The organism is Pseudoalteromonas sp. Z9A4, assembly GCF_011378845.1.
Classification (GTDB): domain Bacteria; phylum Pseudomonadota; class Gammaproteobacteria; order Enterobacterales; family Alteromonadaceae; genus Pseudoalteromonas; species Pseudoalteromonas arctica.
Genome location: NZ_WTLA01000007.1, coordinates 50,256 through 63,846, shown reverse-complemented (window position 1 = coordinate 63,846; position 13,591 = coordinate 50,256). Strand labels below are relative to the sequence as shown.

Sequence of the window (13,591 nt, the reverse complement as noted above, 5' to 3'; positions counted from 1 at the left end):
ATTAAGTTTAATTTATAGTTTGTATGTCACCTGCTGATTGCATAAACAATGGTACAGGGCGTTGTGTTTCTAATTGCACAGGCTTAATGCGACGGTTTGTATATTGAGCCCAGTCGAGCATACGTTCTATATGGCCGTTGGTATTAACAGATAACTTACCGCTTAAACCACTATATTGATTGCCTGGCATTACGCTTAACTGCCTGATGTCATGTAATATTGATACAGCATCGTAGGCCATTGCAAATAAGCGTTGGCTAATATCTACTTGCTCTGGCCATAAAGAATTGTATTGCTGGCGTAAATTATGTTGTTTAATTTGCGAATCAAGCATCCAAGGTAATTCAGTAAAGTATAGGCCGTCTAAGTCGCCTTTGTCAGTACTGTCAATTTGTTTACTATGACTTTTAGAGCTGGCATAAAGTGGAATACGATCTGCAAATGTACTTACGTTTACATCAAGGTAAGGTTTAATTAAGCGTGTTTCTATTGCATCACCCAAAATATAAATAACGTCTATATCACTACGCGAACGGGTTTCGTTTTCTACTTCCTGTTTAAATAGTGCTTTAATCGTTTTTATGCGCTCTTTTGATTTATCAACTTCTAACAAGCTGGTAATTGTATTTGGCATATCTTTTTTATCGTTATAAAAACCTATTTGCGGCTTGGTTTCGCTATAGCGTTGCCACTGTAAGTTAAAGTAATCAACCAAGCGTTGGCCATTTGCGTTATTTGGTGCAAGCAACATAGGTTTTTGATAGCCCTTAGTTAAAAAGTGTTCTAAGGCTTGTTGTACTTCGTGCTCAGGGTTAAGTGCAAAGTAATAATGCTGAAGCGAAATTCGCTCACCATCAAAGGTGTTTAAATGTAGTACCGGAGTATCAATAAGAGTTTGTGCATTAGCAAGTTTATCAATATTTGCTTTAAGTAGAGGACCAATTACAAAATCAGGCTTTATTTCTTCAAGTTGCGCTGCAATTTCTTCTGTACTTAGGTTTTCATCAATAAAAATAGTGTCGTTGATATTTTGTGTATCAAGTGCAGCTAATACGCCAGCTTTAAGGGCATCACCTAAACGCTCGTTAGGGCCTGATTGTGGAAACAGTACAACTAAGCGCTCTATATTGATAGGAGCAAGCTCAGTAAGCATTTCACCTTGTTCAGGTAATATAGTAAAAGCCGGATGCCCAATATAGCGTCTGCGCCAATTGTTGATCGCTTGATCTAACTCTACGCCACTACTTGCATATACTTGATGATATAACGCTAGGTTAGCCCACCCTTGCTGAATAACCGAACCACGGTTAAAGCGTTCAAGCGCGTAAGAAGAAAGTTGCTTTAAGTTATCCCACAAATTTTGATTAAGTTGAGGGATTTCTATATTATTTTTTGTTGCTGTTTCAGAGGCTCTAAAAAAGTAGGGTGCAGCTTTTTTAGGAAAATTTTGCGATGCGTAAATGCTGGCCGTTAAAAACTGATGCCAAGCAAAATGCTCAGGTTGAGTCAGTTGTCCGTCTAGCGACTGTAAAATAACCAAAGCTCGATCATTTTTATTCTGTTGTTTTTGTGCAAATGCAATATAAAGACGGTTCTGGATTTGATCAACACTTGCGGTTAATTCAAGCTCATTCCCAATTATCTCTAATAAAGGCCAGTTTTGCTCACTAATTGCTGCATCACGGGCGCTATACAATAACTGTATTTTATCGGCACCTTGGCGGTTTTGCGCCAATTGATAGATAGATTGCGCACTGGTTGCCTGATTTTGCAGTGCATTAGTGCGGTTACTTACGTTATCGCTGTTTTTAGTTGGTTTTTCGGTTGTGCTACACGCCGATAACCCTGACAATATAATTAATAGACTAACTAGTTTAAGTCGCACAATGATTTCCCAATACGTTAACGCGATTTGCTTATATTACTGACTGACGCAGGAGACCTCAATGTTAAATGAGGAGAATTCACAGAAAATTGGCACTCTTTACATTGTTGCCACCCCAATTGGCAATTATGACGACTTAAGTCACCGTGCCATTGCGACATTATCGCAAGTTGACTTAATAGCTGCTGAAGACACTCGCCATACCGGCAAGCTACTTAGCCACTTTGGTATTAAGGCAAAAACGTTTGCATTACACGACCACAACGAAAAGCAAAAAGCACAACAAATTATTGATCAACTTAATCAAGGTTTAAATATTGCTTTAGTATCTGACGCTGGTACGCCACTAATTAGTGATCCAGGCTACGCTGTTGTAAATCTATGCCGCGAACAAGGCGCCCATGTTACACCTGTTCCAGGTGCATGTGCTGCAATTACAGCCGTATGTTGTTCAGGCTTACCAACCGACCGCTTTCAGTTTATTGGTTTTACGCCAGCTAAAAGCAAAGCTCGCCAAGACTTTTTTATCGAAGCTGTTAACTCAGGCATTACCAGCATAATGTACGAAAGTACGCACCGTATTATGGCAAGCCTTGATGATTTAGCACTAGCCCTTGGTGATGAGCAGCAAGTTGTGTTTGCTAAAGAGCTAACCAAAACCTTTGAAACATTTTTTAATGGTAGTGTAAGTGAGCTTAAACAGTTTTTAACTGATGATCCTACCAAGCAGCGCGGCGAAATAGTGCTTATGCTTCCGGGCAAACCAAAGCAAATAGACGATGTTCCGCCTGAAGCGCGCAAAATGCTGGCACTTCTTGAAAGTGAAATGCCAATGAAAAAAGCCTGTGGTGTGGTTGCAGAATACTTTGGTATGAAGAAAAACGCTTTATATAAAACAATTATTGAAGAAAAAGAGTAAATTTTACTGCGCTTGGTATTAGCCTCATGTATACTGCGCGCCGAGTCAGCCAAGATGATCGCTGCCTGTGACGAAAATGATCAGGGGGAGGAAAGTCCGGGCTCCATAGGGCAGAGTGCCAGCTAACGGCTGGGGGGCGTGAGCCCACGACAAGTGCAGCAGAGAGGAGACCGCCAATCTCGATTGGTAAGGGTGAAAGGGTGCGGTAAGAGCGCACCGGGCCGCTAGTAATAGTCGGTTGCAAGGTAAACTCCACTCGGAGCAAGACCAAATAGGGTTCCTTATGGCGTGGCCCACGTTGGAACCGGGTAGGTTGCTTGAGCCATAGAGCGATTTATGGCCTAGACGAATGATTATCACTTTCTTCGGAAAGGACAAAACCCGGCTTATACGGCTGACTCACTCATTCAATAAAAAGCCCGTAGTTAACGCTGCGGGCTTTTTTGTGTTTAAATTTTAGTTAATAAAATTTAAGTATTATTAAATAATATTTTTCCCTTGTTCTGGATCGCGAGATTGCTCTGCTTGTTCACGTATTTCGTCAGTATCACTGCTTACATCATCAAGTGTTTTAGTTTGCTCGACAGTTTCATTTTTTTCGCTTTGTATTTGCGATGGTTGTTCTTCCTCTAAACTAGAAACACTTTCATTAGGGTCGGTGAGTATAATTCTCTCTCGTGCGTCATCAGGCATGCTGATTTTTTGTTTTGTGAACTCATTGACTAATTCGCGCATAAGTTGGGAGGCTACTTTTAATGGACTGTGCTGCTCGCTATTAACCCAAAAATACAAAACGAAGTTAATAGTAGATGAGCCTAAGTTTTTTATTAAAACCTGTGCGGGTGGGTCGCTAAGTACTGCATTTTGTTGATTGGCAATATCTAGGGCGAGGGTTTGTGCGCTGCGTATATCGTTATCATAGCCAATACCAATTTCTACTTTGCCGCGCATTTTTGGATTGGCAGTCAGGTTTTTAATGGTATTTTTATATACAGTCGCATTAGGTATTTGAATATGATTGCCATCGTAATCAACAAGTGTGGTTGCTCTTGCTGTTACTTTTTTAACAATACCTAATCGGCCATCCACTTCAATTACATCGTCAATTTTAAAAGGTCTTTGTACGCTCAGTAATAAACTAGCAATAAAGTTCTCTGCTATGTCTCTAAAAGCAAAGCCGAGTATTAAACCTATCAACCCAGTCCCACTCATAATAGCAACAGCAAACTGAGTAAGCCCTGCTAAACGTAAAAATAAATACACCCCAAATAAAATTATCAGGGTGCTTATGCTGCGCCTTATGACTAGGTGAACAAGCTTGCTGTCAGTCATATAGTCAATGGGTTTGATTAGTAATCTAGAAAGTGGTCCTGAAATTAAGTAACTGAGTACTAAAAGCATTATGCCGAGTAAAAGAGTGGGTAATATTTGCGCTGTTACGTGAAGTAATTGCACGCCTTGCCCATAAAAGAAATTCCACGAAAGTGTATCAACTTTGATCACGTCAGTTATTGGTGTTGTATTATTTAGCGCTACACTGCTTTTTAGGGTACCGAGCATGGCTCATCTTCCGTGTTATAGTCATTTATAGATAAATATTAGCAAGTTTGGTACCAAACGCTTATAACTTGGCAAATATTTTGCTGTAGTAACGTAATACAAATATTGAGGTTTAGAATGAAAGAAGCTAAACGAGGACAGCAAGCAGAGCAGCCTGCACATATCCCTTTTATAGGTTGGTGGGATATTGTTAAACGTATTTTTAAGCAAATGAGTGAAGATAACTTATCTATAGTGGCTGCCGGTGTGGCATTTTATGCACTGCTTGCTATTTTTCCAGCCATTGCGGCGTTGGTATCAGTGTATGCGTACTTTTCATCCCCAACAGATATTAGTGAGCACTTAAGTAAAATAGTTACTTTGCTTCCACCAAGCACCAGCGAACTGATTTTATCTCAGGTTTCTAGCCTTGCTAAAACATCAAGTGCAAGCTTGAGCTTAAGTGCAATTGGTACGCTTATACTTACAATTTGGAGTAGTTCTAAAGGCAGCCAAGCACTTATTACTGCGTGTAATATTAGTTATCGTGAATATGAAAAACGCTCTTTTTTTCAGGCTCAATTAGTCCGTATTCTATTTTCGGTAGGAGCGATTGTAGTCGCAATTTTTGCACTATTAATTATTGGTATTTTACCTATTGTACTTAATTTAGTGGGACTAAAAGAAAGCATAGATTTATTAATTAAACTCATTTCTTGGCCATTATTGGCTTTTACCTTTAATTTTGCATTGGTACTTTTATATCGTTATGCCCCACATCGTAAACCTGCTAAATGGCGTTGGATCACAATGGGGTCGTCTATTGCTACCGTGCTGTGGATTTTGGCATCTATAGGTTTTTCATTTTATGTATCGCGTTTTTCTAGTTACAACGAAACTTACGGCTCACTAGGTGGTGTAGTGATCATGCTGATGTGGTTGTATATCAGCGCTTACATAATCACATTAGGTGCTGTAATTAATGCAGCTACTGAGCAGCAAACAGGTAAAGATAGCACTGTAGGGCCGGCTAAAGAGCGTGGGCAGCGAGGCGCCTATGTAGCAGATCACCTCGATGTAAAAAACGAATAAATTGCAGATTAGTTAGCTAAGTTAATAAGTGCAGTAATTTGATCTTTAAATTCTTGTGCTGCAGGACCAAGCCTGTCGTTGTCGTTGCACATTAAATATAAATTAAGAGTACGGGTTGTACCTTGATCTAAATTAAGTGCGATGAGGGTTTGATCTTCAATTAAGTGTGCAATTTGTGTTTTTGGCAGCCAAGCGTAACCTAAATTTTGACTAACCATATCAATAGAGTTGCGTAAGTGGCTTACTGTCCAGCGCATATCTGCACCTAGCCAGCCTTCATTGTGACTGGTGTGGGTTGCTGAGTCGCGAACTACTATTTGCCGGTGTAGCTTTAAATCGCGAAAGTTGAGTTGTTCAGTATATTGTTGTAATACATGGTCTTTATGCGCAACCGCTATAAACTCTATATCGCATAACGTACTGCAACTAATTCCATAGATAGGAATTGACGAAATAGCTAAATCAACCACTGAGTTATGTAATAATTCGTTTGCACCGGTTAGCACGCTTTCTACTAAATCAATTTTTAAAAGAGGGTAAAGCTCACTCGTTTTAGCAAGTGCTTGATATAAAATAGCGTGTGGAAAAACCTCATCAACAGCTATTTTTAATGTGCTTTCCACGCCTTCGCTTAGTGTACTTGCTACCGATTCTATTTTAGTCGCTTCCTCAATTAAAAACTCGGCTCTGCGTAAAATCAGCTTACCGCTATCGGTTAAAAATGCTTTACGGCCTTTTACTTCAAGCAACTTAATTTGCAAGGCGGCTTCAAGTTTTTGCACAGCATGGTGTACGGTTGACTGACTTTTATGTACAGCTGCGCTTGCGCCTGCAAACCCGCCATGATCCACTACCGCTTTAAACATTCGCCATTGCTCTAATGTTGCTTTTGCCATTTTTAAATCCTGTTACTACTTTATATCTGATTGCTTAACTTGACCGCGCAGACGCATTATTTATTGCGTAACAGTGATTTTTTGTCTGTTTATTTTAACAAAGCTACTTTTTTATCAGCTAGAAGTGCCATAAAACTGCTTTTATTTAAAGGTCTTGAAAATAAATAACCTTGACCGTAATCGCATCCTGCTTCAAGTAGTAGCTGCATTTGTAATTTAGTTTCAATTCCTTCGGCGATTACTTTTAAGCCCAACTGATGCGCCATAACAATGATGGCTTCACACAATGCAAGTTCTTGGCTACCTATTTGAATATTATCAACAAAACGTTTATCTATTTTTAAATAGTCGGTGTCCATTTCTTGTAAGTAAGCGAGCGACGAATACCCGGTACCAAAATCATCAAGAGCAAGCTGCATACCTGATTTTACTATTTCTTTTAGGCGTCTTTGCGTAAGTGCTTCAGGGTTAACCATTAAGCCTTCAGTTATTTCTGCGACAATTGACGAAGCAGGCAGTTTTGCTGCTTTTAGCATATCGTACCATTCATCTATGCCACTCTCTGGCGTGGATAATTGCACTGGCGATACGTTTACACTTATTTGAAAAGTATCATCGGTTAGTGTTTTTATATCGTTAAGTGTTTGCAAAGCTTGGGCAAATACAAATTGGCCAATTGCATTTATTTGCCTGGTTTCTTCAGCAAGTGGGATAAATGCGATAGGGCTGATTAGGCCTTTTTCGGGATGTTGCCAACGAATAAGCGCTTCAGCTTTATGAATATGTAAATCATTTAAAGCAACTATGGGCTGATAAAATAACTCAAATTGTTCAAGTTCTATGGCACTTCGTAAGTCTTTTAATAGCACCATGCGCGCGTGTGCATATTCGCGCATGTCAGTAGAGAAAAACTCAAAACAGTTACGACCATTACTTTTTGCTTTATACATAGCCTGATCGGCTGCCTTTAAAAGCTGTTCAGTATTTTCACCATCATTAGGAGCGCAAGCAATGCCTATGCTTGCACTAATAAATAACTCTTCGTGTTCAAGATGCAAAGCTGACGATAAGCTAAGTAAAATATTACTCGCAATTTGATTAATATGGCGCGTACTTTTAATGTGATTAAATACAATAACAAACTCATCTCCCCCAATTCGTGCCACAAACTCAGCATTTTTTGCCGACTGCACTATACGTTGCGATACGAGTTTTAATAAGTTATCGCCATAGTGATGGCCTAATGTGTCATTAATATCTTTAAAGTGATCTATATCTAAAAGCATAACAACTAATTGATTATCTGAAGTAACAACATTTGAAAATCGTTGATTTAACCGCTCCTTTAACTCTAAGCGATTTGGTAAGTCAGTTAGGTGATCAAAATGAGCTTGTCGCCAAATAGTTTCATCAGCTTGTTTTTTTTCTGTGAGGTCTGTGAATATCGCGATACGACTAACAGGTGCATTATTTTTATCATAAACAGTATCGATTGTGAGCCACTCAGCATACAGAATCCCATTTTTTTTACGATTGATTACTTCGCCTTGCCAACGGCCAGTTTGCTGTAATTCGGACCACATTTTATTGTAAAAATTCTTATCATGTTTTCCTGATGAAAGAATGGCAGACGACTGCCCAATAACTTCTTCTTTATTATATAAAGTCGTTTTGCAAAACGCAGGGTTTACATCAAATATAACACCCGTTGGATCGGTGATTGCCATGCCTTCACTACTGTTGTTATAAACTAACGAGGCAAGGTGGAGTGCTTCTGCATTAATTTTTCGCTGGGTTATATCGCGTAGTACTACAACGTATTCATTTTTGCTTTGCATTTTGCTAATACGTGCTTCAAAGCTGCGCTTAGGATCTGATTTTTCGAGTGTGATTTCTAAATTGCTCGAAATATTAAGTTTAGGTAATTGTGCCAATAAAAGCTGAACATTACTGTGTGAAAGTATTGATGATAAATGGGGTACTGCATTGTTGTTTGGGTCTACTTGATGCTTAAATTGCCCTGTTATGTTGAGAATATCGCCATGGATGTTAATTCTAACGTAACTATCGGGCAGAGTATTAAGCAAGCTAGTAAGCTCATCATGCTTGTTTTTTAAATTAGCCTCAGCTGTTAACCGAGTTTGCGTCATTGATTTAAAACGCTGATAGAGAGTATTTAGCTCTGGATTATTGGGTTGTATTCTTTGTGCTGGCATCTCGCCCTTAGCTAACACATTTGTTGCGCTTGTTAGATTATTAATTGGATCAATAATACTGGTTTTAAGTAGCTTACGTGCAATTAAAGACAGTACTAACAGCGATAAAATAAATACACCAATCGCTATAAAAAAATTATTATTAATTTGCTTTAAAGCATGCGTGACAGGAAGTGCAATATGTATATTTAAGCTGTTATTACTCGGATCGCTATAAATAACAGAGTGATGAAGTATTCGATCTTCACCCTCAATCGATTTTATTTTTGTTGATGCCTCATTATCAATAGAAGAATCAGTTGCTAATAAAGTCTGTGCAATATTATCGCCTAGCGCGGCCGTTGTAGGCGGGTAACGCGCTAAAATTTTTCCGTTAGAATCAGCAATTGCAGCAATAGAGCCTGACGGAAGTTCAATGTCATTAAAAGCATTGTTCCACCAGTCAAGCGCAACAACGATTACTACAACACCTTGAGTTACATTTTTTTTATTAATAATAGGTAACGCAAAATTAAGAGTGTTTTTTTGCAGGCTTCGGTCATGCTGAAAATAACCTACTGACAGTTGGTTACTTTTTAAGGCGTTCTGAAAATATGCACGATCGGCAATATTTATCGTTCTGGTTAACCCACTTGTTGCACATATGGCAATGCCATTTGGATTTATGATCCCGATATTGGCAACATGCGCGTAAATAGATTTAAATTGATTAAAATAATTAGGGCAGGTTGTTGCTATATTTTCTTTCTTACTTTCCTCTTTAGCCAAGTAACGTGCTAAACGGTCAATATCATCGACTAAGTGCTTTTGCTGTGAAATTAATTGCTTAGCGATATTTTCTACTTCTTTTTTACTTTGCTCAATAGAGTGATTGCGTTCAAGCAGCAGTGTAAAAATAATTACAGCGATGCCCGGAATACTTAGCAATATAAGCAAACGATAAAGCTGATGTTTGAGAGAATAAGTAAAAATAACCATTCCTTAGTTTTGTATTTTGCAATAACAATTGTAGCCAAATTCACTCCAAATAACCATAGTAATTATAAGGTTGAAAATGTAACCAATGAATCATTATAGTTCTATTTTTTGGAATGTTAAGGTCGATTTAAAGACATAGTTGTTTTGTTTAATGAATGATTTAATAGCCTCATAAACTTATTTTTTAGAGTGAATTAAAAAATGAAAATATCAAAAATACTTACAGCTTATGCAACTCAAGATGGCGATGGCATTAGCATTAGCCGTATACCTGGGTTTGATGGTAAATATTTAGATCCCTTTTTAATGATTGATGAACTTAAGTCAGACGACAAAAAAGATTATATGGGAGGCTTTCCTGAGCATCCGCACCGAGGTATTGAAACGTTTACTTATATTCTAAAAGGTGGCTTTGAGCATCGTGACCAAATGGGTAACAGAAAAGCAATTAAAGCAGGTGATGTGCAATGGATGAGTACCGGGCGCGGCGTCATGCATAGTGAAATGCCACTCGCTGATACTGTTAACGGTTTGCATGGCTTTCAAATTTGGATCAACATGCCAAGTGCAGAAAAAATGCGTGATTCACGTTATCAAGATACTACTAAAAACCCAGCTCCGAGTTTTACAAATACGCAAGGTGTGACGTTAAAAGCACTTGCGGGATCGTGGCAGTTCGAAAGTGAAACGCTTACAAGCGCTTTGCAAAGTTTAGCTGCTAATGCAGCGCTCGCTGATATTACATTACCTGCTGGTAAAAGCATGGATTTAGAGCGTCTTAGCCAACAAAAAGTAATGCTTTATATTCATAGCGGCTCACTAATAATGAGCGACAACCAAACAATACCAGCGGGTAAGTTACTTATTTTGGAACCAGACAGTGACATTAATATTAGCTCTGAGCGCGGCGCTGGTGTTCTGGTTTTAGCCGGCGATCCACTTAATCAGCCGATTGCTCATATGGGGCCGTTTGTAATGACGACGCAAGCTGAAGTACAGCAAGCAGTGCGTGATTATCAAAACGGCGAGTTTGGCAAAATTTAACGGTATTTTTAGGAGAGTTTTATGGGATTATTAGTTAACGGCCAATGGCAAGATAAATGGTACGACACTGATTCAAGTAATGGTAAGTTTGAGCGCGAGGCGGCGCAGTTACGTCACTGGATAACTGTTGATGGTAGCGCTGGAATAACGGGCGAGGCCGGTTTTAAAGCACAAGCTAACAGGTATCATTTATATGTATCACTCGCGTGTCCTTGGGCTCACCGAACGCTTATATTTAGAGCGTTAAAAGGGTTACAAGATTTAATTACTGTGTCGGTTGTTAGTCCTGATATGCTTAATAGTGGTTGGGAGTTTGATACGCAAAACCACAGTACTGGCGATGCATTATTTAATAGTAATTACTTACATCAAGTGTATACAAAAAATAACCCTGAGTATTCTGGGCGAGTAACGGTTCCCGTATTGTGGGATAAAAAGCTGAATAAAATTGTTAGTAATGAGTCTGCCGATATTATACGTATGTTCAATAGTGCGTTTAATGAATTAACAGGTAATAAAGATGATTACTATCCTGAGGCACTGCAACCAAAAATTGACGAATTAAATGCACTGATTTATCCAAACATAAATAATGGTGTTTATCGTACGGGGTTCGCTACAACTCAGGATGCGTATGAAGAGGCATTTAGTGATGTATTTAAAGCACTCGATACAGTAGAGAGGATACTGAGCAAGCAGCGTTATTTAGCCACAAATGAACTCACAGAGGCTGATTGGCGATTATTCACCACGCTCATTCGGTTTGATAGTGTGTATGTTGGCCACTTTAAATGTAATTTACGCACAATTGAAAGCTACCCTGCTTTGAGCGGATACCTTAGAGAGTTATATCAGGTTAAGGGAGTAGCAGAGACAGTTGATTTTTACCACATTAAACGTCATTACTATTTTAGTCATACAATGATTAATCCAACACAAATTGTGCCAAGTGGCCCAAGTATTGATTACTTATCTGATCATGGTAGAAATGTTTAACGTTTAAGCAAAAAGCCTAACAAGCCAACCGTATTTTCTTACCAAGCTGGTTTCGCCTTTCCCCGCTTGTACAGCTGCACCGGCTAAAAAGGCACTTGTTAGTCCCACTTTAGTTGCGGCAAAACGCTTTAGTCTATATTGAAACGCTGCATGATGTTGGCGTTTCAGCTCACTGCGCGTGTCCATTTGATTACTCAGAGCATCAACGTTTTCATTAGGTGCTTTAATTAAGTAGTTAACTAACATAGTAATTTCCTTATAAGTTAAACAGTTGTTTTAAGCTTTTAAGTGTTTTACTAAAGCCAATTTTATTGCTTAGGTAAACCGTATTTTTCCAAAGCCATGCTAAACAAGCAACTTGCAGCAAAGTAGCTGTTGCAATACTTAGCCATACTGACCCAAAAAGATCATATACACCGTATCCAACAGCACCTAGAAATCCTGCCCACAACAAAACCAAACCACTGGCAAAACAGCCTAAAAATATAGTGATCAATGCAAGCGATCTAAGCGATAACCGCCATTCAGCTTTAGCAAGCTGATGGGTGATCTTTCCTTGAGTTTGGTAATCATCCTTGAGCTGCTTAGAGTACTCTAAAAGCTTTGCTACATGATCTTGCCAATCGTCCTTTTGGCTCTGCTGCTCAGTAGTTTGGTTTTGCGCTTCACCATCCTTGGCTGCGCTTGTTTGTGGGTTATTCATCACTGATTACTTACGACGAAATAGTGATGTAATCAGCATACCCGCAGCAAAAGCAATACCCGCGGTTGCTAATGGATTTTCAGAAGCAAATGCACGTGTTTTAGCTGTACATTCACTTAACTTTTCACGTGCAATAAGTTGTTTTTCGCTTAGTGCATCTGCTGAGCTAGAAGCGCCTTTACGAACACTGCTTTCAGCTGTTGCTGCTTTGCTCGAAAGTGCATCTACAGCATCGTGCGCCGCTGATGTTGCCTTCTCTGTAAGAGGAGATTCAGTATTTGTTAGTTTAACGTCAGGCTTAATATCTGAAGTTGTGTTTGGTTTCGTATTTGTTGTAGTAGCCATAATCAATCCTTAATAAGTTAAAAAATTTAAATAGTGATTTAGATTATGCAATGATTAAACCAAATTTAATTTTTAATTTAACATATTGAATATAAAGTATTTAACCTATTTTCTATTTGTTTTTTATAACTTGTAATTTGAAGAAAACAGTAACTATTACCACACGGCTAAGTAAATTTTACAAAAAAGTGAAGTACTTTAAAAATTGTAAATATTCATTGGTTATTCAGTAAATCAAGCGTGTGAAGTAAAAGTGATAAAAGCAGAATCGATATTTTTTTTCATCATAATTCCACTTTTCCCTCGTAATTCAAACGTTTCACTTGAGCCCTTATTTTTTCTAGCTTTGGTAGTCACTAAAGCTGGTCAGCTTACTTGACAAAATGGCTTGTCAAGCCCTAAACTGGAGCACTGTGGTAAAAAGTGGTTTTTAGTGGGTCACACTGGGTAAAAATAAACAAAAGTTGAATAAAACAATTTTAAAGTAGGTTTTTTATGTTTCGTGGCGCGAGTTCACTGAGTTTGGATGATAAGGGGCGTTTTGCGGTACCGACCAAGTACCGAGAATCTCTATTGTCTGAAGAGCAGGGAACAGTTATTTGTACCGTCGCATTAAATGAGCCGTGTTTATGGTTGTATCCGCTTGCTGAATGGCTTGAAATAGAAAGCCGTTTAGCGAAAATATCTAACATGAATCCACGAGCTCGGCGAATGCAACGTATGTTGCTCGGGAATGCCACTGAATATCAACTTGATAAAAATGGTCGAATTTTGCTTGCACCGTCACTGCGGGCTCATGCATCACTTGGCAAAAAAATCATGCTAGTTGGTTTGATGAATAAATTTGAAATTTGGGATGAGGCGCGTTGGCACGAGCAGATGCACCAAGATACTGAGCTTGAAAGGCTCGGCGATTTTGAACCTAACCAAGATTTAGATAATTTTACACTCTAACTGCACAAGAAAAGGCAAACAACA

The 13,591-nt window shown here is 38.8% G+C and carries 12 protein-coding genes and 1 other RNA gene; 6 read left to right on the top strand and 7 right to left on the bottom strand.

What is annotated here, in order from left to right:
• Positions 1 to 7: 7 nt before the first annotated feature.
• Complete coding sequence (locus GQR54_RS07510) at positions 8 to 1,885, bottom strand: penicillin-binding protein activator (RefSeq protein WP_166377028.1); 1,878 nt, start codon at positions 1,883 to 1,885, stop codon at positions 8 to 10.
• Positions 1,886 to 1,946: 61 nt separating this feature from the next.
• Here GQR54_RS07510 and rsmI point away from each other — a divergent pair, with 61 nt between their 5' ends.
• On the top strand, positions 1,947 to 2,804 hold the full coding sequence (gene rsmI / locus GQR54_RS07505; RefSeq protein WP_024607458.1) for a 16S rRNA (cytidine(1402)-2'-O)-methyltransferase: 858 nt from the start codon (positions 1,947 to 1,949) through the stop codon (positions 2,802 to 2,804).
• 42 nt (positions 2,805 to 2,846) lie between these two features.
• Positions 2,847 to 3,209, top strand: an RNA gene (gene rnpB, locus GQR54_RS07500) — RNase P RNA component class A.
• A 75-nt stretch (positions 3,210 to 3,284) separates the two neighbouring features.
• Here rnpB and GQR54_RS07495 read toward each other — a convergent pair.
• The gene (locus GQR54_RS07495; protein WP_166377027.1) at positions 3,285 to 4,364 is read right to left on the bottom strand and encodes a mechanosensitive ion channel family protein; all 1,080 of its coding nucleotides are present in this window, start codon (positions 4,362 to 4,364) and stop codon (positions 3,285 to 3,287) included.
• Positions 4,365 to 4,481: 117 nt separating this feature from the next.
• On the opposite strand from GQR54_RS07495, the gene GQR54_RS07490 reads away from it, so the two are divergent.
• Positions 4,482 to 5,435, top strand: coding sequence for a YihY/virulence factor BrkB family protein (locus GQR54_RS07490; RefSeq protein WP_166377026.1), 954 nt, complete (start codon positions 4,482 to 4,484; stop codon positions 5,433 to 5,435).
• A gap of 8 nt (positions 5,436 to 5,443) precedes the next feature.
• On the opposite strand, the gene GQR54_RS07485 is transcribed toward GQR54_RS07490, so the two are convergent.
• Positions 5,444 to 6,331 carry a LysR family transcriptional regulator gene (locus GQR54_RS07485; protein ID WP_166377025.1) on the bottom strand — a complete coding sequence of 296 codons (888 nt, stop codon included), beginning with the start codon at positions 6,329 to 6,331 and terminating at the stop codon, positions 5,444 to 5,446.
• An 89-nt stretch (positions 6,332 to 6,420) separates the two neighbouring features.
• Entirely contained in the window at positions 6,421 to 9,525 is a 3,105-nt protein-coding gene (locus GQR54_RS07480; RefSeq protein WP_166377024.1) for an EAL domain-containing protein, read from the bottom strand.
• A 201-nt stretch (positions 9,526 to 9,726) separates the two neighbouring features.
• Here GQR54_RS07480 and GQR54_RS07475 point away from each other — a divergent pair, with 201 nt between their 5' ends.
• The gene (locus tag GQR54_RS07475) at positions 9,727 to 10,569 is read left to right on the top strand and encodes a pirin family protein (protein WP_166377023.1); all 843 of its coding nucleotides are present in this window, start codon (positions 9,727 to 9,729) and stop codon (positions 10,567 to 10,569) included.
• Between the two features lie 21 nt (positions 10,570 to 10,590).
• Positions 10,591 to 11,565 carry a glutathione S-transferase family protein gene (locus tag GQR54_RS07470; RefSeq protein WP_166377022.1) on the top strand — a complete coding sequence of 325 codons (975 nt, stop codon included), beginning with the start codon at positions 10,591 to 10,593 and terminating at the stop codon, positions 11,563 to 11,565.
• Positions 11,566 to 11,568: 3 nt separating this feature from the next.
• Here the strand turns inward: GQR54_RS07470 and GQR54_RS07465 are convergent, their stop codons facing one another.
• Genes GQR54_RS07465 through GQR54_RS07455 form a run of 3 tightly spaced genes read right to left on the bottom strand, consistent with a single transcriptional unit; the run spans position 11,569 to position 12,613 of the window.
• Positions 11,569 to 11,811, bottom strand: a complete 243-nt coding sequence (locus tag GQR54_RS07465; protein ID WP_166377021.1) for a hypothetical protein — start codon at positions 11,809 to 11,811, stop codon at positions 11,569 to 11,571.
• A gap of 10 nt (positions 11,812 to 11,821) precedes the next feature.
• Positions 11,822 to 12,268 carry a threonine/serine exporter gene (locus GQR54_RS07460; RefSeq protein WP_166377020.1) on the bottom strand — a complete coding sequence of 149 codons (447 nt, stop codon included), beginning with the start codon at positions 12,266 to 12,268 and terminating at the stop codon, positions 11,822 to 11,824.
• A gap of 6 nt (positions 12,269 to 12,274) precedes the next feature.
• A complete protein-coding gene (locus GQR54_RS07455) occupies positions 12,275 to 12,613 on the bottom strand; it encodes a DUF883 domain-containing protein (protein ID WP_166377019.1) in 339 nt (112 codons plus the stop codon).
• A gap of 495 nt (positions 12,614 to 13,108) precedes the next feature.
• On the opposite strand from GQR54_RS07455, the gene mraZ reads away from it, so the two are divergent.
• Entirely contained in the window at positions 13,109 to 13,567 is a 459-nt protein-coding gene (gene mraZ / locus GQR54_RS07450) for a division/cell wall cluster transcriptional repressor MraZ (protein WP_166377018.1), read from the top strand.
• Positions 13,568 to 13,591: the final 24 nt, after the last annotated feature.

What these genes read in the sequence shown, in the direction of transcription:
- rsmI (WP_024607458.1), top strand. Translation starts at nt 1,947, where the DNA reads ATGTTAAATGAGGAGAATTCACAGAAAATTGGCACTCTTTACATTGTT.
- GQR54_RS07495 (WP_166377027.1), bottom strand. Translation starts at nt 4,364, where the DNA reads ATGCTCGGTACCCTAAAAAGCAGTGTAGCGCTAAATAATACAACACCA.
- GQR54_RS07490 (WP_166377026.1), top strand. Translation starts at nt 4,482, where the DNA reads ATGAAAGAAGCTAAACGAGGACAGCAAGCAGAGCAGCCTGCACATATC.
- GQR54_RS07485 (WP_166377025.1), bottom strand. Translation starts at nt 6,331, where the DNA reads ATGGCAAAAGCAACATTAGAGCAATGGCGAATGTTTAAAGCGGTAGTG.
- GQR54_RS07480 (WP_166377024.1), bottom strand. Translation starts at nt 9,525, where the DNA reads ATGGTTATTTTTACTTATTCTCTCAAACATCAGCTTTATCGTTTGCTT.
- GQR54_RS07475 (WP_166377023.1), top strand. Translation starts at nt 9,727, where the DNA reads ATGAAAATATCAAAAATACTTACAGCTTATGCAACTCAAGATGGCGAT.
- GQR54_RS07470 (WP_166377022.1), top strand. Translation starts at nt 10,591, where the DNA reads ATGGGATTATTAGTTAACGGCCAATGGCAAGATAAATGGTACGACACT.
- GQR54_RS07465 (WP_166377021.1), bottom strand. Translation starts at nt 11,811, where the DNA reads ATGTTAGTTAACTACTTAATTAAAGCACCTAATGAAAACGTTGATGCT.
- GQR54_RS07460 (WP_166377020.1), bottom strand. Translation starts at nt 12,268, where the DNA reads ATGAATAACCCACAAACAAGCGCAGCCAAGGATGGTGAAGCGCAAAAC.
- GQR54_RS07455 (WP_166377019.1), bottom strand. Translation starts at nt 12,613, where the DNA reads ATGGCTACTACAACAAATACGAAACCAAACACAACTTCAGATATTAAG.
- mraZ (WP_166377018.1), top strand. Translation starts at nt 13,109, where the DNA reads ATGTTTCGTGGCGCGAGTTCACTGAGTTTGGATGATAAGGGGCGTTTT.